This is a genomic window from Streptomyces sp. NPDC044921 (genome assembly GCF_056432865.1).
Genome location: NZ_JBWKIF010000004.1, coordinates 82,106 through 97,911, shown reverse-complemented (window position 1 = coordinate 97,911; position 15,806 = coordinate 82,106). Strand labels below are relative to the sequence as shown.

Annotated in this window: 21 protein-coding genes; 14 read left to right on the top strand and 7 right to left on the bottom strand. The window is 72.7% G+C overall.

Annotated elements, in window-relative coordinates:
• Nucleotides 1–84 precede the first annotated feature (84 nt).
• The 10 genes from AC07DA_RS07830 to AC07DA_RS07785 are packed head-to-tail and all read left to right on the top strand — an operon-like array spanning nt 85 to nt 5,370.
• Nucleotides 85–456 carry a gas vesicle protein GvpO gene (locus AC07DA_RS07830; RefSeq protein WP_479125583.1) on the top strand — a complete coding sequence of 124 codons (372 nt, stop codon included), beginning with the start codon at nt 85–87 and terminating at the stop codon, nt 454–456.
• A 49-nt stretch (nt 457–505) separates the two neighbouring features.
• The gene (locus AC07DA_RS07825; protein WP_383321829.1) at nt 506–928 is read left to right on the top strand and encodes a gas vesicle structural protein GvpA; all 423 of its coding nucleotides are present in this window, start codon (nt 506–508) and stop codon (nt 926–928) included.
• Nucleotides 925–1,698, top strand: coding sequence for a GvpL/GvpF family gas vesicle protein (locus AC07DA_RS07820; protein ID WP_479125581.1), 774 nt, complete (start codon nt 925–927; stop codon nt 1,696–1,698). The genes AC07DA_RS07825 and AC07DA_RS07820 overlap by 4 nt, the downstream gene beginning before the upstream one ends.
• 4 nt (nt 1,699–1,702) lie before the next feature.
• Nucleotides 1,703–1,966 carry a gas vesicle protein GvpG gene (locus AC07DA_RS07815; RefSeq protein ID WP_479125580.1) on the top strand — a complete coding sequence of 88 codons (264 nt, stop codon included), beginning with the start codon at nt 1,703–1,705 and terminating at the stop codon, nt 1,964–1,966.
• Nucleotides 1,963–2,583, top strand: coding sequence for a DNA primase (locus AC07DA_RS07810; RefSeq protein WP_479125578.1), 621 nt, complete (start codon nt 1,963–1,965; stop codon nt 2,581–2,583). The genes AC07DA_RS07815 and AC07DA_RS07810 overlap by 4 nt, the downstream gene beginning before the upstream one ends.
• Complete coding sequence (locus AC07DA_RS07805; RefSeq protein ID WP_479125576.1) at nt 2,580–3,761, top strand: SRPBCC family protein; 1,182 nt, start codon at nt 2,580–2,582, stop codon at nt 3,759–3,761. The genes AC07DA_RS07810 and AC07DA_RS07805 overlap by 4 nt, the downstream gene beginning before the upstream one ends.
• On the top strand, nt 3,758–4,096 hold the full coding sequence (locus tag AC07DA_RS07800; RefSeq protein ID WP_309094210.1) for a gas vesicle protein: 339 nt from the start codon (nt 3,758–3,760) through the stop codon (nt 4,094–4,096). Before AC07DA_RS07805 ends, AC07DA_RS07800 begins: the two co-directional genes overlap by 4 nt.
• Nucleotides 4,093–4,848 carry a GvpL/GvpF family gas vesicle protein gene (locus AC07DA_RS07795; RefSeq protein ID WP_479125574.1) on the top strand — a complete coding sequence of 252 codons (756 nt, stop codon included), beginning with the start codon at nt 4,093–4,095 and terminating at the stop codon, nt 4,846–4,848. The genes AC07DA_RS07800 and AC07DA_RS07795 overlap by 4 nt, the downstream gene beginning before the upstream one ends.
• A gap of 16 nt (nt 4,849–4,864) precedes the next feature.
• Nucleotides 4,865–5,053, top strand: a complete 189-nt coding sequence (locus tag AC07DA_RS07790) for a gas vesicle protein (protein WP_003994122.1) — start codon at nt 4,865–4,867, stop codon at nt 5,051–5,053.
• Nucleotides 5,050–5,370 carry a gas vesicle protein K gene (locus tag AC07DA_RS07785; RefSeq protein ID WP_479125572.1) on the top strand — a complete coding sequence of 107 codons (321 nt, stop codon included), beginning with the start codon at nt 5,050–5,052 and terminating at the stop codon, nt 5,368–5,370. Before AC07DA_RS07790 ends, AC07DA_RS07785 begins: the two co-directional genes overlap by 4 nt.
• 35 nt (nt 5,371–5,405) lie before the next feature.
• Here AC07DA_RS07785 and AC07DA_RS07780 read toward each other — a convergent pair whose 3' ends face one another.
• Nucleotides 5,406–6,233, bottom strand: a complete 828-nt coding sequence (locus AC07DA_RS07780) for a class I SAM-dependent methyltransferase (RefSeq protein WP_479126093.1) — start codon at nt 6,231–6,233, stop codon at nt 5,406–5,408.
• Nucleotides 6,234–6,332: 99 nt separating this feature from the next.
• Entirely contained in the window at nt 6,333–7,823 is a 1,491-nt protein-coding gene (locus tag AC07DA_RS07775) for a bifunctional phosphatase PAP2/diacylglycerol kinase family protein (RefSeq protein WP_479125571.1), read from the bottom strand.
• 90 nt (nt 7,824–7,913) lie between these two features.
• Here AC07DA_RS07775 and AC07DA_RS07770 point away from each other — a divergent pair, with 90 nt between their 5' ends.
• Both AC07DA_RS07770 and AC07DA_RS07765 read left to right on the top strand, forming a co-directional pair.
• Nucleotides 7,914–8,456 carry an MOSC domain-containing protein gene (locus AC07DA_RS07770; protein WP_479125569.1) on the top strand — a complete coding sequence of 181 codons (543 nt, stop codon included), beginning with the start codon at nt 7,914–7,916 and terminating at the stop codon, nt 8,454–8,456.
• Between the two features lie 91 nt (nt 8,457–8,547).
• Nucleotides 8,548–10,167, top strand: a complete 1,620-nt coding sequence (locus tag AC07DA_RS07765; protein ID WP_479125567.1) for an ABC-F family ATP-binding cassette domain-containing protein — start codon at nt 8,548–8,550, stop codon at nt 10,165–10,167.
• A gap of 182 nt (nt 10,168–10,349) precedes the next feature.
• Here the strand turns inward: AC07DA_RS07765 and AC07DA_RS07760 are convergent, their stop codons facing one another.
• Entirely contained in the window at nt 10,350–11,450 is a 1,101-nt protein-coding gene (locus AC07DA_RS07760; RefSeq protein ID WP_479125565.1) for a baeRF2 domain-containing protein, read from the bottom strand.
• 64 nt (nt 11,451–11,514) lie between these two features.
• On the opposite strand from AC07DA_RS07760, the gene AC07DA_RS07755 reads away from it, so the two are divergent.
• The gene (locus AC07DA_RS07755; protein ID WP_365744990.1) at nt 11,515–11,802 is read left to right on the top strand and encodes a DUF6158 family protein; all 288 of its coding nucleotides are present in this window, start codon (nt 11,515–11,517) and stop codon (nt 11,800–11,802) included.
• A gap of 123 nt (nt 11,803–11,925) precedes the next feature.
• Here the strand turns inward: AC07DA_RS07755 and AC07DA_RS07750 are convergent, their stop codons facing one another.
• The 3 genes from AC07DA_RS07750 to AC07DA_RS07740 form a co-directional block, all read right to left on the bottom strand.
• Entirely contained in the window at nt 11,926–12,468 is a 543-nt protein-coding gene (locus AC07DA_RS07750) for a type 1 glutamine amidotransferase domain-containing protein (RefSeq protein WP_479125563.1), read from the bottom strand.
• Between the two features lie 61 nt (nt 12,469–12,529).
• Nucleotides 12,530–12,964, bottom strand: coding sequence for a CBS domain-containing protein (locus tag AC07DA_RS07745; protein WP_479125562.1), 435 nt, complete (start codon nt 12,962–12,964; stop codon nt 12,530–12,532).
• Nucleotides 12,965–13,045: 81 nt separating this feature from the next.
• Nucleotides 13,046–13,447, bottom strand: a complete 402-nt coding sequence (locus AC07DA_RS07740) for a DUF2795 domain-containing protein (protein WP_479125560.1) — start codon at nt 13,445–13,447, stop codon at nt 13,046–13,048.
• 157 nt (nt 13,448–13,604) lie between these two features.
• On the opposite strand from AC07DA_RS07740, the gene AC07DA_RS07735 reads away from it, so the two are divergent.
• On the top strand, nt 13,605–13,787 hold the full coding sequence (locus AC07DA_RS07735) for a hypothetical protein (RefSeq protein ID WP_479125558.1): 183 nt from the start codon (nt 13,605–13,607) through the stop codon (nt 13,785–13,787).
• On the opposite strand, the gene AC07DA_RS07730 is transcribed toward AC07DA_RS07735, so the two are convergent.
• Entirely contained in the window at nt 13,744–15,534 is a 1,791-nt protein-coding gene (locus AC07DA_RS07730) for a thiamine pyrophosphate-requiring protein (protein WP_479125556.1), read from the bottom strand. The genes AC07DA_RS07735 and AC07DA_RS07730 overlap by 44 nt on opposite strands.
• Nucleotides 15,535–15,806 lie beyond the last annotated feature (272 nt).

Sequence of the window (15,806 nt, the reverse complement as noted above, 5' to 3'; positions counted from 1 at the left end):
CGGCGGAAGCGGACGGGTGGCAGATGCATGCGTCCGTAGAGGTTTGGCGAACACGCTTGCGGCCACACGGAGGGGGAGGTGGCCATGTCGAACACAAAAAACACGCAGGACTCGCAGAGTTCACAGGAATCACAGGACTCACAGAATTCGCGTACGTCGAACGGCAACGAGTCGGCCCGGAAGCGGCCGAGCCCGATGGAGGTGCTGCGCCAGGCGCGCGGCCAGCTCGCCGAGCTCACGGGCATGGAGGCGGAGTCGGTGTCGTCCTTCGAGCAGACGGAGGACGGCTGGGCGCTGGAGGTCGAGGTGCTCGAACTCGAGCGCGTGCCCGACACGATGAGCCTGATGGCGAGCTACCAGGTGGAGCTCGACAGCGACGGGCAGCTCACGGGTTACCGGCGGGTCCGCCGCTATGAACGCGGTCGTTCCGACGCGCGCAGGTCCGGCGGCCGCTAGGCCGCCCCACCGGACCACCCGTACCCCTACACGAGGAGGAACATCCGGCATGACTGTCGTACCGGCACAGCAGACCGGCGGCGGAGGCGGCAGCAGCGGTCTCTATGACGTGCTCGAACTTGTTCTGGACAGGGGGCTCGTGATCGACGCGTTCGTCCGTGTCTCCCTGGTGGGTATCGAGATCCTCAAGATCGACGTGCGCGTCGTCGTCGCCAGCGTCGACACCTATCTGCGCTTCGCCGAGGCGTGCAACCGGCTCGACCTGGAGGCCGGGCCGCGCAAGGACCCCGGCCTGCCCGACCTGGTCGGGGAGATGACCGAGTCCGGTGCACGAGGCAAGTCCAAGGGGGCGCTGTCCGGCGCCGCCGAGACCATCTCCGACGCCTTCAAGCAGGCGCGGAGCGAAAGTGAGACCGAATCGCGACCGCGTGCCCGCAAGACGTCGGCCCGCCGGAAGGAGGAGCAGGAGTGAGCACCTACGTCTATGGGATCGCGGCGAGCTCGCACCCCGCGCTTCCGGAGGGCATGGGCGGCGTCGGCGACCCGCCCCGCCCGGTGCGCATCCTGCGCGAGGGTGACCTGGCGGCCATCGTCAGCGAGGCGCCCGAGGGGCTGCGGCCCAAGCGCAAGGACCTGCTCGCCCACCAGAACGTGCTCAGCGAGGCCGGTGCGGCCGGCTGCGTGCTGCCCATGCGGTTCGGCAGTGTCGCCCCGGACGACAACTCCATCACCGCGGTGCTGGCCGAGCGCGCCGAGCACTACAAGGAGCGGCTGCAGGCCCTGGACAACCGGGTCGAGTACAACATCAAGGCCAACCACATCGAAGAGGCCGTCCTGCACCAGGTGATGGCCGAGAGCCCCGACATCCGCAGCCTCGCGGAGGCCAACCGGCAGGCGGGCGGCGGCAGTTACGACGACAAGATCCGGCTCGGCGAGATGGTCGCGGCCGCGGTCAAGGCCAAGGAGGCCGAGGACGGCGCCGCTCTGCAGCGCGCCCTGGAAGGGGCCGCCGACGACGTCAGTGTCGGCCCCGAGTCCACCGGCTGGCTGGCCAACGTGTCGTACCTGGTGAACCGCGACTCGGCCGAGTCGTTCCTGGCCGCGGTCGAGCAGGCGCGCAAGGACATGCCGCACCTGGAGGTGCGGGTCAACGGCCCACTGCCCGCGTACAGCTTCGTCGAGCCCGGCCCGGCCGAGCCCGCGGGGACCGCGGCGGGCGGAACGGACACCGGAGCGGGGTGACGACGTGGGCCTGATCTCGGAGGTGCTGCTGCTGCCGTTCGCACCGGTACGCGGCAGCGCCTGGGCCATCAAGCAGGTGCTCCAGGAGGCCGAGCGCATCTACTACGACCCCGCGACGATCCGGGCCGAACTGGCCCGTCTGGAGGAGCAGCTGGAGGCCGGGGAGATCACGGAGGAGGAGTTCGACCGGCAGGAGGACGAACTCCTCGACCGGTTGGAGACCGCTTCGCGCGGGAGCGCGGGAACAGGCAACGGGACGACACGATGAACCGAATGGGACTGGGTCTCGCCATAGGGGCCGGATATCTCCTGGGCCGGACCAAGAAACTGAAGATGGCGGTGGCCGTCGGAGGTCTGGTCGCCGGGAAGAAGCTGAACCTGAGTCCGCGCATGGTCGCCGACCTGCTCCAGGAGCAGCTGAAGAACAACCCGCAGTTCAAGGAGATCGGCGACCAGCTGCGCGAGGACCTGCGCGGCGTCGGCAAGGCCGCCTCCGGCGCCATGGTCGAGCGCCAGATCGACGCGCTCGCCGACCGGCTGCACGGCCGCACCGCCCAGGTGCGCGACCAGCTGACGGGCGCGGTGCCCGGCCGGCGCAAGGACGAGGACGCCGAGGACGCCGAGGACTCCGACGACGCCGAGTACGCCGAGGACGAGGACGAGGAGCCCGAGGACTCCGGTTCCGGGCAGGACGGGGAGCCGGAGGCGGAGCAGGCCCCGGCCAGGAAGGCTCCGGCGAAGAAGGCCGCGAAGAAGGCCCCCGCCAAGAAGGCCCCCGCGAAGAAGGCGGCGGCACGGAAGACCTCGGCCGCGAAGAAGGCGGCCGCGGGGAACCGGGGCGGCGGCAGCCGCTCCCGGCAGCCGAAGGGAGGCGGTGAGGAATGACCGACACCCTCGGATCGGCGAAGTCCGCCGCGAACGGAGCGTCGAAGAACCCGCTCACCGATGTGGCCCACGGCGAGGCGATGGACCGGCTGAAGGCCGAGCTGCAGGAGTACCTCGCGGCCCAGGCGACCCGCATGCTCACCGGCGTCGGCCGCAAGCTCGGCGAGACCACCGGCAAGCTGAACGACATCGCCGAGGGCAACAGCCCCGGCTTCGCCAAGCTCGCCCTGGACGGCGGGCGCAAGCTCGCCGAGGGCAAGGGGCCGGTGCGCGCCGCGCTGGAGACCGGCGGCTCGCACCTCAAGGACAAGGTCACCGGCGCCTTCAAGAACCTGGGCGGCGGCAAGAAGGGCAAGGGCCGCTCCGGCAACAAGCCCACCGTCATCATCGAGCACATCGACGTGGGCGTGCCCCTGCGCACCGCCTACGACCAGTGGACGCAGTACCAGGACTTCAGCACCTTCGCCAAGGGCGTCAAGAGCGCGAGCCGCGACGACGACACCCACTCCGACTGGCAGGCGAAGATCTGGTGGTCCAACCGCAGCTGGAAGGCGAAGACCACCGAGCAGGTCCCCGACGACCGCATCGCCTGGACCTCGGAAGGCGCCAAGGGCACCACGAAGGGCGTCGTCTCCTTCCACCGGCTCGCCGACAACCTGACCCGGGTGCTGCTGGTCATCGAGTACTACCCGTCCGGCCTCTTCGAGAAGACCGGCAACATCTGGCGCGCCCAGGGGCGCCGGGCCCGGCTCGACCTGAAGAACTTCGCCCGCTTCATCACCATCAAGGGCGAGGCGGAGGACGGCTGGCGGGGCGAGATCCGTGACGGCGAGGTCGTCACCAGCCACGAGGACGCCCTCGCGGAGGAGGAGTCGGAGTCGGAGGAGGGCTCGCAGGACGAGGAGCCCCGCGACGAGGACACCGCGGACGACGAGCCGGAGGGCGAGGAGCCCGAGGACGAGGAGCCGCAGGGCGAGTACGAGGACGACGAGGAGGAGGACGGCGGGGAGCCCGAGGGCGAGTACGAGGACGAGGACGAAGCCGAGGACGAGGCCGGTTACGACGAGGCCGAGGACGAGGAAGCGCCCGAGGACGAGCCCGAGGCGGAGTACGACGAGGACGAGGAGGAAGAGGACGAGTACGAGGACCAGGACGTCGAGGCGGGGAGCCGGCGATGACGACGCCCAGCAGGATGCCCGAACCCTACGGCCAGGGGAGCGGCGCCAACCTCGCCGACATCCTGGAACGGGTGCTCGACAAGGGCATCGTGATCGCGGGCGACATTCGCATCAACCTGCTCGACATCGAACTCCTCACGATCAAGCTGCGACTGATCGTGGCCTCCGTCGACAAGGCGAAGGAGATGGGCATCGACTGGTGGGAGACCGACCCGGCTCTCAGCTCGCGGGCCCGCCGCGACGAACTGGCCCGTGAGAACGCCGAGTTGCGCGAGAGGCTGGCCCGGCTGGAGGAACTGGAGCCCGGCCGCGCGGAGAAGAAGGAGGCACCGTGACCGGACTGCGGTACGTCTACGCCGTCTGCCGCCCCTTCAGCACCCCGCTCCAGGCCCAGCTGACGGGGGTCGCGGGCGACCCGCCCAGAGCGCTGGCTCACCACGGCCTGGTGGCCGTGGTGAGCCACGTACCGGAAGGGGACTTCGCGGAGGAACCGCTCCGCGCCCATCTGGAGGACCTCGAGTGGCTGACCGCGACCGCGCGCGCCCACCAGGGCGTGATCGACGCGCTCACCACCGTCACGACCCCGCTGCCGCTGCGGCTCGGCACCGTCTTCCTGGACGACAGCGGCGTCCGGAGCATGATGGAGGCCCGCGAGGAGGACTTCCGGCGCACCCTGGACCGGCTGGAGGGCCGGGTCGAGTGGGGCGTCAAGGTGTACGCCGAGTCCGAACCGCAGGGAAACGCCGAGCCCGCCCGGAAGCCCGCCTCCGGCCGGGACTACCTGCGCCAGCGGCGTATGCAGACCAGGTCGCACGAGGAGATGTGGCAGCGGGCCGAGGCGTTCTCGACCCGGCTGCACGAGCGGCTCTCCGCATTCGCGGAGGACTCCCGGCTGCACCCGCCGCAGAATCCGGCGCTGTCCAAGGCGTCCGGACGGAACGTGCTGAACGCCGCCTACCTCGTGCCGCGCGCGCGTTCCGAGGAATTCGTGGAAATGGTCGACCGCACGAAGGACGAGGTGCCCGGGATGCGCGTCGAACTCACCGGCCCCTGGGCCGCCTATTCGTTCGCCGGGGAGGGCGCATGACCGACGGGGAGAAGCCGTGACCGTAGTGGAACGCCGTGAGGTGGCCCTCGTGGACCTGCTCGACCGGCTGCTGGCCGGCGGCGTCGTCATCACGGGGGACATCACACTGCGGATCGCCGACGTCGACCTCGTCCGGATCGACCTCAACGCGCTGATCAGCTCGGTGAACGCGCAGGTGCCCTCACCGTTCGAGGAGTTGCTGTGACCTCCCCCGAGCCCCGGCCGGACCCCGCGGTGCCCGATCGCCCCCGCCGCAGGGTCGAGCTCGAACCCGACACCGTCGAGCGTGACCTCATCAAACTCGTGCTGACGGTGGTCGAGCTGCTGCGCCAGCTGATGGAGCGCCAGGCACTGCGCAGGTTCGACGTGGGGGACCTGAGCGAGGACCAGGAAGAGCGGATCGGGCTCACGCTCATGCTGCTGGAGGAGCGGATGGCGGAGCTGCGCGACCGCTACGGACTGCGGCCCGAAGACCTCAATCTGGACCTCGGACCGCTCGGACCGCTGCTTCCCCGGGACTGACTCGGTCCCGGGGGAGCGGGGGCGGGGGCCCCCGTTCACCCTCGGGCGTCCTTCCGGCAGAGCACCTCCCCGTGCGGCACGCTGAACCAGCCGTCCTCCCGGGCACCCCACTCCCGCCATGCCGCGGCCACCCTCCGCAGCTCCTGCTCGCTCGCGTGACCGCCCGCCACGGCCCGGTCCACGTACGCCGACGCCAGCGTGCGGTCGGCCCACAGACCGCTCCACCAGGCACGTTCCTGCGAGGTGGCGAAAGTCCAGGTAGCGGAGCCGGCCGTGACGTCCGTGAACCCGGCCCGCAGCGCCCAGGCCCGCAGCCGGCGTCCCGCGTCCGGCTCACCGCCGTTGGCGCGGGCGACCCGGCCGTACAGGTCCAGCCAGGCGTCCAGCCCCTCGGACGCCGGATACCAGGCCATCGCCGCGTAGTCGGCGTCCCGCACGGCGACGAACCCCCCGGGCCTGGTGACCCGCCGCATCTCCCGCAGCGCGCGCACCGGGTCGCCGACGTGCTGGAGCACCTGGTGCGCGTGGACCACGCAGAAGGTGTCGTCCGGGTAGTCCAGGGCGTGCACGTCGGCGACGGCGAAGTCGATGTTGGCCAGCCCCCGTTTTGCCGCCGTGGCGCGCGCCCGCTCCAGGACCTCCGGTGCCCGGTCGACCCCGGTGACGTGCCCGTCGGGCACGAGTCCGGCCAGGTCGGCGGTGATGGTGCCCGGCCCGCAGCCGACGTCCAGGACCCTCATGTGCGGCTTGAGCGAAGGCAGCAGGTACGCGGCCGAGTTGGCGGCGGTCCGCCAGGTGTGCGAGCGCAGCACCGACTCGTGGTGCCCGTGCGTGTAGACGGCGGTCTCCCGTGGTTCCGGCATGGCGGACACCACCCCTTCCGTTCCGGTCGGCATGGGATCACCGTACGCAGCGCAGCCGAATGATGAGACAGGCGTCCCGTGATGTGGACTGACGGTGTGTCAGTCACCGGCGATGGGCCGGTACACCGTCAGCGCCTCGGGCAGCTTCTCCAGCGTCACGCGCCCCTCCACCTCGGTCACCTCGCCGTCGTAGGCGAGGAGCGTGCCGGGCGCCACGTGGTCCAGGCGAAGCCGCTCCACCTGTACGGCCGCGTGGGCGGGGGAGCGGGTCAGGGGTCCGGCGAGCGCGGCGGCGAGCAGCCGCAGGGCCGGGCGGCGGCCCCCGTGCACCACCCGCACGTCGAGCTGCCCGTCGGCCAGGTCCAACCGCCGCCCGGGCGCCAGTCCCATCCGGTGGTAGGTGCCGTTCCCGGCGAACAGCAGCCACAGGGGACGCGTCCGCCCCTGGAACTCGGCCTCCAGCGGATGCCGGTCGGCCCGCAGCACGCGCAGGACCGCGAGCACCCCGGCCGGCCAGCCGCCGATCCGGTGCGACCAGCGCTCCCTCTCCCGCACGAGCTCCGGGTACACGCCGACGCTGCACGTGTTGAGGAAGACCCCGTGCCGGTCCCCGCAGGAGTACCGCCCCACGTCCACGCGCACGGCGTCCCCCTGGCGCAGCGCGCGGGCGAGGTCGCGTACGTCCTCCACGCCCAGGTCGTGGGCGAAGTGGTTGAGGGTGCCGCCGGGCAGGACCGCGAGGGGGACGCCGAAGCGGAGCGCGGCCCGGGCCGCGGTGTTCACGGTGCCGTCGCCGCCGCACACCCCGAGGACCCGGGCACGGGCGGCCGCCTTCTCCAACTCGGCCGCCACGTCTTCGGGTCGGCACTCGACCACCTCGGCACGCGGCAGGGCGTCCCGCAGGGCCCGCGCCCGCTCGGCTGTTCCCGAGGCGGTGTTCGCCACGAGCACGAGCCCCTCGCCCTCCGGCAGCGCCGGGACCTGCGCGCGGGGACGGGCCGGCGGTACCGTCTGCCCGCGCGTCGGCACCAGGCTCCGCAGGGCGAACGCCACGCCCACGCCCAGGGCCGCGCCCGCCAGGACCTCGCTCGGGAAGTGGGCACCGCCGCGGACGCGTGCGAGGGCGACCGAGCCCGCCACCGGGGCGGTGACCGCGCCCCAGGCCGGAGACTCCAGGGCGACACCGGCCGCGAAGGCGGCGGCCCGTGCCGCGCGGCCGGAGGGGAGCGAGGTGGTGACCGGCCTCAGCCTGCGCAGCAGCGGGAACGGGGCGAGGGCCGGCCGGGGACGGCGGACCCGGCGCGGGCCGAGGCCCTTCACGGCGACGGAGGCCAGGACCGTCGAGGCCAGGCCCCGGGCCGCCGCACGACGGGCGCGGGGAGTACGGCTCGCCGCCAGCGCGGCCGCCGCCGCCCACCACACCGCACCGTGGTCCGCGCCGCCGCCCGTGCCCGGTGGCAGGGGGCGCGCACCCCGCCCGCGCCGGGCCGCGACGGCCCGGTAGAGGCGGGCGTCCAGGGCGAGGGCGAGCTCGCGCAGGGAACGCTGCCCGGGCTTCGTGGTGGTGAGGTCCAGGTCGGAGGTCGTCATGGCAAGCGGGTACCCGGCGGGAGCCGGCGCACCGCCGCCCGGGGTTAGGCTCGAGGCCGGTCATCGCTACAACGGAGGGGGAACCGGGGCATGAGCGGGCGAGTGGCGGCGGTCAGCAGCAACGGGCAGTACTCGTTCACCAAGCCGAACCGGGACAGCATCACGCTGCTCGCCGGTCTGGGGGTGGAGGGGGACGTGCACGCCGGTGTGACGGTCAGGCACCGCTCGCGCATCGCGCAGGACCCCACGCAGCCCAACCTGCGCCAGGTGCACCTCGTCCACGAGGAGCTCTTCGCCGAGGTCCGCGACGCGGGGTTCGAGGTGGCGCCCGGAGGGCTCGGCGAGAACGTCACGACGCGGGGCCTCGACCTGCTCGGCCTGCCGACCGGCACACTGCTGCACCTCGGCGACTGCGCGGTGGTGGAGGTGACGGGACTGCGCAATCCCTGCATGCAGATCGACCGGTTCCAGGAAGGGCTGTTGAAGCGGGTCGTCGGCCGGGACGAAGCGGGGAACGTCGTGCGCAAGGCCGGGATCATGAGCGTGGTGCGGGAGGGCGGCGTGGTACGCCCGGGCGACGTGATCAAGGTGGAACTCCCGGCCGAGCCGCACCGGCCGCTGCGGAAGGTCTGACCGCTCGTGAGGTGCCCGGCGCGGGTGCCGGGGGCCGCCCGGCCGGAAATGCGTTTGCCCCGCCCCGCCCCGGCCGCACAGAATCGCCGCCATGGGTCACCTCGAAGCCGCGCACCTGGAGTACTACCTGCCCGACGGAAGGGCACTGCTGGGTGACGTGTCGTTCCGGGTGGGGGAGGGCGCCGTCGTCGCGCTCGTGGGGCCCAACGGCGCCGGGAAGACGACCCTGCTGCGCCTGCTCGCCGGCGAGATCAAACCGCACGGCGGGTCCGTCACCGTCGGCGGCGGGCTCGGCGTCATGCGGCAGTTCGTCGGATCCGTACGCGACGAGACGACCGTGCGCGACCTGCTCGTCTCCGTGGCCACCCCCCGCATCCGCGAGGCGGCCCGGGCCGTCGACGCCGCCGAGCACGCCCTCATGACCGTCGACGACGAGGCCGCCCAGCTGACGTACGCCCAGGCCCTCGCCGACTGGGCCGAGGCCCGCGGCTACGAGGCCGAGACGCTGTGGGACATCTGCACCACGGCCGCGCTCGGCATCCCGTACGACAAGGCACAGTGGCGTCAGGTCCGCACCCTCTCCGGCGGCGAGCAGAAACGCCTCGTCCTGGAGGCCCTGCTGCGCGGCACCGACGAGGTCCTCCTCCTCGACGAGCCCGACAACTACCTCGACGTCCCCGGCAAACGCTGGCTGGAAGAACGCCTCGCCGAGACCCGCAAGACGGTCCTGTTCGTCTCCCACGACCGCGAGCTCCTGGCCCGCGCGGCCCAGCGCATCGTCTCCCTGGAACCCAGTCCCACCGGCGCCGACGCCTGGGTGCACGGCGGCGGCTTCGCCACCTTCCACGACGCCCGGCGCGAGCGCTTCGCCCGGTTCGAGGAGCTGCGCAGGCGCTGGGACGAGAAGCACGCCCAGCTGAAGAAGCTGGTGCTGAATCTCCGTCAGGCCGCCTCGGTGAGCCACGAGATGGCCTCCCGCTACCACGCCGCCCAGACCCGCCTGCGCAAGTTCGAGGAGGCCGGCCCGCCCCCCGAGCCGCCGCGCGAGCAGGACATCAGGATGCGGATCAAGGGCGGCCGCACCGGCGTCCGGGCCGTCACCTGCGAGCAGCTGGAGCTCACGGGCCTGATGAAGCCCTTCGACCTGGAGGTCTTCTACGGCGAGCGCGTCGCCGTCCTCGGCTCCAACGGCTCCGGCAAGTCGCACTTCCTGCGCCTGCTCGCCGGCGAGGACGTGGCCCACACGGGCCACTGGAAACTGGGCGCCCGGGTCGTGCCCGGCCACTTCGCGCAGACGCACGCGCACCCGGAGCTTGAGGGCCGCACGCTGCTGGACGTCCTGTGGAAGGAGCACGCACAGGACCGCGGCGCGGCCATGTCCCGGCTGCGCCGCTACGAACTGACCCACCAGGCCGAGCAGACGTTCGACCGGCTGTCCGGTGGACAGCAGGCCCGCTTCCAGATCCTGCTGCTGGAGCTGCAGGGCGTGACCGCGCTGCTGCTCGACGAGCCGACCGATAACCTGGACCTGGAGTCGGCCGAGGCGCTCCAGGAGGGCCTGGAGGCGTTCGAGGGGACGGTCCTCGCGGTCACCCACGACCGCTGGTTCGCCCGCTCCTTCGACCGCTACCTGGTCTTCGGCGCCGACGGCCGGGTCCGGGAGACCCCGGACCCGGTCTGGGACGAACGCCGGGTGGAACGGGCCCGCTAGCGCGGGCTCCTACCGCGTTCGGCTCCGCGTATCCCGGCTCCGTGGGAAGACGCCCTGGCGCCGGGGCCCGCCTCCGCGCCGGGCCCGTTCGTCCCGAGAGGCCTCGGCGCCCGCGAGGGGCTTGCCCGCGCGAAGCCCTGGCCCGTGCGGGGCCTGGCGCGCGGGCGTCCGGCCCCGTGTGTTCACTTCCAGCGCAGCAGCGCCCCCAGGCCGCCCGCCGGTACGTCCTGCTCGGACACCGACAGCGCGTTCGCGTCCGTGGCCACCGCCGAACGGATCAACGCGTCGTCCGCCCGGGCCGGCCACGAGTGCTGCTCGCCGAGGATCTTCAGGTCGGTCCGCCGCACGGCGACCTGGTCGGGGTCCTCGCCGATCCACACCTCGCGGTGCGCGTCGGGCCCGTCCAGCCTGACCAGCAGCTCGTCGATGCGGTGCTCGCGCGCCGCCTCGATCAGCGCCGGAACCCCCTCGACGGCCCCGGCCCGGCCCTCGTCGTCCGGGGTGCGGGCGGCGCGGAACCGTTCCAGCTCCGCCTCTGCCTGCCGCGCCACGTGCTCGGCGCGGGCCCGCTCCACGTCGCCGTCGAGGAGCCGGCTGCCCGTGCCGTGCGGCGCCTCGACCACGAGGTCGTGCAACCGCTTCGGCAGCCGCTCGTGCACGGACCGCCGCTCCCGGTCGTCCCCGACCAGGATCAGCAGGTCGGCCCGCGTCTCCTCCTGGCACACGGCGAGTGCGTCGGCGATCTCGGCGGCGTTGTGCTCCCAGGTGTTCTCCACCCGGAGCTGGAAGTGCCGCTCGGACCAGTCGGCGGAGCTCGTCCGGTGCACCGGCCACTGCCGCCCGGTGACGCCGCCGGCGTCCTCCCGGCCCAGCGCGTTGCGCAACTCGAAGTCCGCGCCCTTGCGGTCGACGTACGCGACGACGCACACGGGATCCTCGCCCGCCAGGTCCAGCAGCGGTGCGACACGGGGCAACGGCGCCCATTCGGCCCAGTCGCCGCCCCGCGGGGGACGGACCAGCGGCGGGTCGAGGACCACCTCGCCGGCACGGGCGAACAGGGCCCGGCCGTGTGGGTCGGAAGAGTGCCGCAGATCCTCGATCGCGCTCTGCACGGCCCGGCAGGTCGCCTCGTCCGCGCCCTGCTCGGCGAGCTGCCGCGCCATCGCCTGCGCCGTCAGCTGCCGCTCGTGCGGGGTGTCCTCCGTTTGCCGGGAGGTGTCGACGTACACGGAGGCCCAGGGGCCGGGGTGTTCGTACAGTGGGTGCAGGAAAGCGAGATCCATGGCTCCCTCCGGATGCCGCTCGGGGGTAGTGCTCAGTTGCTCCCGGGGCGGGTACCCGGACCGCATGAACGAACACGACGAGCGGGGCGACACGATGACCGGAGTGGACCCTGGCCGGCTGGACGACCAGCAGCTCATGAAGGAGCTGGAGACCATCCACCGCACGCGCCACGACACGCTGCTGTACGGCTCGAACGACGCGCTGCGGGCCCACAACGAGCGCATGGCGCAGCTGGAGGGCGAGTACCTGCGCCGCAATCCGAACCGCCCGGTGGCCGCGGGCCGCACGCGCGAAGGGGCCCGGGAGCGCGGGAGCGGGGAGTCGGCGACTCCCACGACACCCGGCACCTGAGCCCCTCACCGCTGCGGAACGCGCGAGCGCGACAGCACCGCCACGAAGCCCCCTCGCCTCGAAAGGAACCTTCCGAGGCGAGGGGGGGCGCGTCGTCCCGCCGGTGGCCGGCGCCGGCCGCCGTCAGGCGGCCTCGCGGGCGAAGACGTCGAGGAACGTCTCGCAGAACGCCTTCAGGTCGTCCGGCTTGCGGCTGGTGACCAGCTTGTTGGCCCCGTGGTCGCAGACCTTCACCTGCTCGTCGACCCAGGTGCCGCCCGCGTTGCGGATGTCGGTCTGCAGGCTCGGCCACGACGTCAGCACCCTGCCGCGCACGACGTCGGCCTCGACCAGCGTCCACGGCGCGTGGCAGATCGCCGCGACGGGGCGGCCCTGCTCGAAGAAGTCCCGGACGAACGCGACGGCCCCGCCGTCCATCCGCAGGAAGTCCGGGTTGGCCACACCGCCCGGCAGCACCAGCGCGCCGAACGAACCGGGCGAGGTCTCGCCCACGACCTCGTCGACCGGGAAGGTGTCCGCCTTGTCGAGGTGGTGGAACGCCTGGATCTCCCCCTCCTTCGTCGACACCAGCACGGGCTCGTGGCCGGCGTCCTTCGCCGCCTGCCACGGATCGGTCAGCTCGACCTGCTCGACGCCCTCGGGTGCGACCAGAAACGCGATACGCATGGTGTTCGACGTCCTTTCCTGTTGCTGTGTCCGTTGCTCCGGCTCGGTCCCCGTGTCCGGGCTAGTCGCCGCCGCGGGTGTCCGGCTCGGCGCGGCTGATGTCCGCGAGCGCCGACGCGGGGTCCTCGGCCTCGGCCACGTCGCCGAGGCTGACGACGCCGACCGGCAGTCCGTTCTCCACCACCGGGAGCCGGCGCACGGCGTGCTCGCGCATCAGCGCCACCGCCGTCTCCACCCGCTCGTCCGGCGTCACCGTGACCGGGCCCTTCGTGCACACGGCCCGCGCGCTCACGGTCATCGGGTCGGCGCCATCGGCGACGGCCCGCACCGCGATGTCACGGTCGGTGAGCACACCGATCACGTCCTGCCCGTCGGCCACCACCACGTCGCCGATGTTCTGCGTGCGCATCAGTTGCGCCGCCTCGACGAGCGAGGCGTCCGGGCGCACGGCGACCACACCCGGAGTCATCACGTCCTTCACCAACTCGGCCTTCACCGATGTCTCCGTCCCTCACCGGGCCGGCGCGGGCACCGCGACGCACCCGGCGGCGCGGCCCGCAGTGCCCCCGCACGGCCCTTACGCGTACTCCTCCGGACCGGTCTCCCGGACCCGGACCAGGGCCTGGGCCAGCTCCTGGACGTTGCCGTAGCGCTCCTGGCGCGGCAGCCGCTCCATGGCCTCGACGAGCGCGTCGGGCGCCCGGCGGCCGCGCAACTCGCGGGCCAGCTCGCGCGGACCCGCGGGGAACGCCCTGCGGCCCAGGATCCGGGCCAGGTCCAGCCGCACGGACTCCAGGGACGTCGGCCCGCGGCCCGGCGTGACCGGCCCGTACGCGACGTCGGGGTCGTCCTCGGCGGCCGGCTCCGGGTCGTGCCACTCCTCGGTGCGCGTGGGGTGCCCGGACCTGAGCAGACCCTGCAGTTCGTGCTTCATCTCGTCGTCCCGGTGGACGCTCAGCCGGTCGCTGCCTCGCTGCATGTCTCCCTCCAGACCTTCGGGGGTCCGCACCGCGTACCCGAACACCGGGAGCCGACACGGATCGGGCGCACCGGATCGCCGGGGTGCTGTGGTTTGCGCCACCGGCTGCGGGAGACCCGCACCCCACCCCCCACACTTCTCTGGGGAAGGACCCGCCATGGCGTTGCTCGCTGTGCTCATTCCGCTGCTGATGCTCGGGGTGGTGCTGGTGCTGGGCCGATACGAGGAACTGCTGCTGCCGCAGGGGGACACCGTCCGGCGCGAACCGGCCGGCGCTCCCCCCGCCACCACGGCCGCTACCTCTCCCGCCCCGGCAGGAACTCCTGCACCTTCGCCTTGAGGCCCTGCCTGACCACCGATCCCCGGTCCGCGTCGCCCTTCAGGATCGACGCGGCGGTCGCCTCCATCTGCTCCCAGGTGGCGTGCGGCGGGATCGGTGGCACAGCGGGATCGGTGAGGAACTCGACCACCGCGGGGCCGTCCGCCTCCAGCGCGGCACGCCAGGCCGCCTCGACGTCCTCGGGCTTCTCCACCCGGATGCCGGTCAGTCCCAGGGACCGCGCGAACGCCGCGTAGTCCACGTCCGGCAGCTCCTGCGAGGGCAGGAACGACGGCGCGCCCCCCATGGCCCGCAGCTCCCAGGTGACCTGGTTCAGATCACGGTTGTTCCACACCGCGACCACCAGCCGCGGGTCCTCCCACAGGTGGCGGTACTTCGCCGCGGTGATCAGCTCGGCCATGCCGTTCATCTGCATCGCACCGTCCCCGACCAGGGCGATCGCCGGCCGGTCCGGGTGCGCGAACTTGGCGCCGATCACGTACGGCACCGCGCAGCCCATCGTGGCCAGGGTGCCGGAGAGCGAGCCGCGCATGCCCGCCCGCATGGTCACGTGCCGCGCGTACCAGTTCGCCGTCGAGCCCGAGTCCGAGGTGACGATCGCGTTGTCCGGCAGCAGCGGGTCCAGGGCGTGGGCCACGTACTCCGGATTGACCGGATCGGCCTCCAGCGCGGCCCGCCGCTCCAGGACCTCGCGCCAGTGCCTCACGTTGTCGCACACCGTGTCGTACCACTCGCGGCCGCGGCCCCCCTCGATCAGCGGGATCAGCCGTTCCAGGGTGGCCTTCGCGTCGCCGACCAGGTTCACCTCGTAGGGGTAGCGCATGCCGATCATGTGCGGGTCGATGTCGATCTGCACGCCCCGCGCCTTGCCGAACTCCGGCAGGAACTGGGAGTACGGGAACGACGAGCCGATCGTCAGCAGGGTGTCGCAGTCCCGCATCAGCTCGTAGGACGGGCGGGTGCCCAGCAGGCCGATCGAGCCGGTGACGTACGGGAGTTCGTCGCTGAGGACGTCCTTGCCGAGCAGCGCCTTGGCGACGCCCGCGCCGAGCAGTTCGGCGATCCGCTCCACCTCGGCCCGCGCACCGGACGCGCCCTGCCCGACCAGGATGGCCACCTTGTCACCGGAGTTGAGGATCTCGGCCGCCCGCCGTACCGCGTCGTCGGACGGGACCGCCGTCCACGAACGCCGGTCCAGGCTGGAGGGGACCATCTTGAACTCGTGCGTCGGGGGCTCGTAGTCGAGCTCCTGCACGTCGCCGGGGAGGATGACCGCGGTCGGGCAGCGGCGCGCGTAGGCGGTGCGGATCGCCCGGTCCAGCACGTTGGGCAGCTGCTCGGGCACCGTCACTGTCTCCACGAAGTCGGAGGCGACGTCCTTGAACAGCGTGTGCAGATCGACCTCCTGCTGGTAGGAGCCGCCCATCGCGCTGCGGTGCGTCTGCCCGACGATCGCCAGCACCGGCACGTGGTCCAGCTTGGCGTCGTACAGGCCGTTCAGCAGGTGGATCGCCCCCGGCCCCGACGTAGCGGCGCACACCCCGAGACGACCGCTGAACTTGGCGTAGCCGACCGCCTGGAGCGCCGACATCTCCTCGTGCCGCGCCTGCACGAACCGCGGCTCGTTCTCGGCCCGCCCCCACGCGGCGAGCAGGCCGTTGATGCCGTCCCCCGGATAACCGAAGACCTGCTCCACCCCCCACTCGCGCAGCCTGCGCAGGACGTGGTCGGCGACCTTGGTGCTCATGTACGACCTCCTGGACGCGTGGAACGGAGCGGACCGTACGAGTCACCCGGTGCGACGGCGGAAAACGCCGAGCTCCGGCCCGTGTTCGGGCACGGGGGCCGGGCGGGCGCACCCCAGGGCTTCTGACAGGAGGCACGGTGATCGTGCCCGCCCGGCCCAGAGCACGCCCCAGGGGACGGTGACCAGCCCGGCGCGCTCCGTGACGGGATCGGCGAGGCCCGGCTGCCCAGGGCGGACCGGCCCGCCGGACGCGGCCGCAGCCGCGGCGGGAG

Bases quoted from the DNA above. Each gene is read 5' to 3' on its own strand.
- AC07DA_RS07830 (WP_479125583.1), top strand. From the start codon at position 85: ATGTCGAACACAAAAAACACGCAGGACTCGCAGAGTTCACAGGAATCA.
- AC07DA_RS07765 (WP_479125567.1), top strand. From the start codon at position 8,548: ATGGGTCACCTCGAAGCCGCGCACCTGGAGTACTACCTGCCCGACGGA.
- AC07DA_RS07825 (WP_383321829.1), top strand. From the start codon at position 506: ATGACTGTCGTACCGGCACAGCAGACCGGCGGCGGAGGCGGCAGCAGC.
- AC07DA_RS07775 (WP_479125571.1), bottom strand. From the start codon at position 7,823: ATGACGACCTCCGACCTGGACCTCACCACCACGAAGCCCGGGCAGCGT.
- AC07DA_RS07780 (WP_479126093.1), bottom strand. From the start codon at position 6,233: ATGCCGGAACCACGGGAGACCGCCGTCTACACGCACGGGCACCACGAG.
- AC07DA_RS07730 (WP_479125556.1), bottom strand. From the start codon at position 15,534: ATGAGCACCAAGGTCGCCGACCACGTCCTGCGCAGGCTGCGCGAGTGG.
- AC07DA_RS07800 (WP_309094210.1), top strand. From the start codon at position 3,758: ATGACGACGCCCAGCAGGATGCCCGAACCCTACGGCCAGGGGAGCGGC.
- AC07DA_RS07735 (WP_479125558.1), top strand. From the start codon at position 13,605: ATGGCGTTGCTCGCTGTGCTCATTCCGCTGCTGATGCTCGGGGTGGTG.
- AC07DA_RS07770 (WP_479125569.1), top strand. From the start codon at position 7,914: ATGAGCGGGCGAGTGGCGGCGGTCAGCAGCAACGGGCAGTACTCGTTC.
- AC07DA_RS07750 (WP_479125563.1), bottom strand. From the start codon at position 12,468: ATGCGTATCGCGTTTCTGGTCGCACCCGAGGGCGTCGAGCAGGTCGAG.
- AC07DA_RS07805 (WP_479125576.1), top strand. From the start codon at position 2,580: ATGACCGACACCCTCGGATCGGCGAAGTCCGCCGCGAACGGAGCGTCG.
- AC07DA_RS07755 (WP_365744990.1), top strand. From the start codon at position 11,515: ATGAACGAACACGACGAGCGGGGCGACACGATGACCGGAGTGGACCCT.
- AC07DA_RS07760 (WP_479125565.1), bottom strand. From the start codon at position 11,450: ATGGATCTCGCTTTCCTGCACCCACTGTACGAACACCCCGGCCCCTGG.
- AC07DA_RS07810 (WP_479125578.1), top strand. From the start codon at position 1,963: ATGAACCGAATGGGACTGGGTCTCGCCATAGGGGCCGGATATCTCCTG.
- AC07DA_RS07740 (WP_479125560.1), bottom strand. From the start codon at position 13,447: ATGCAGCGAGGCAGCGACCGGCTGAGCGTCCACCGGGACGACGAGATG.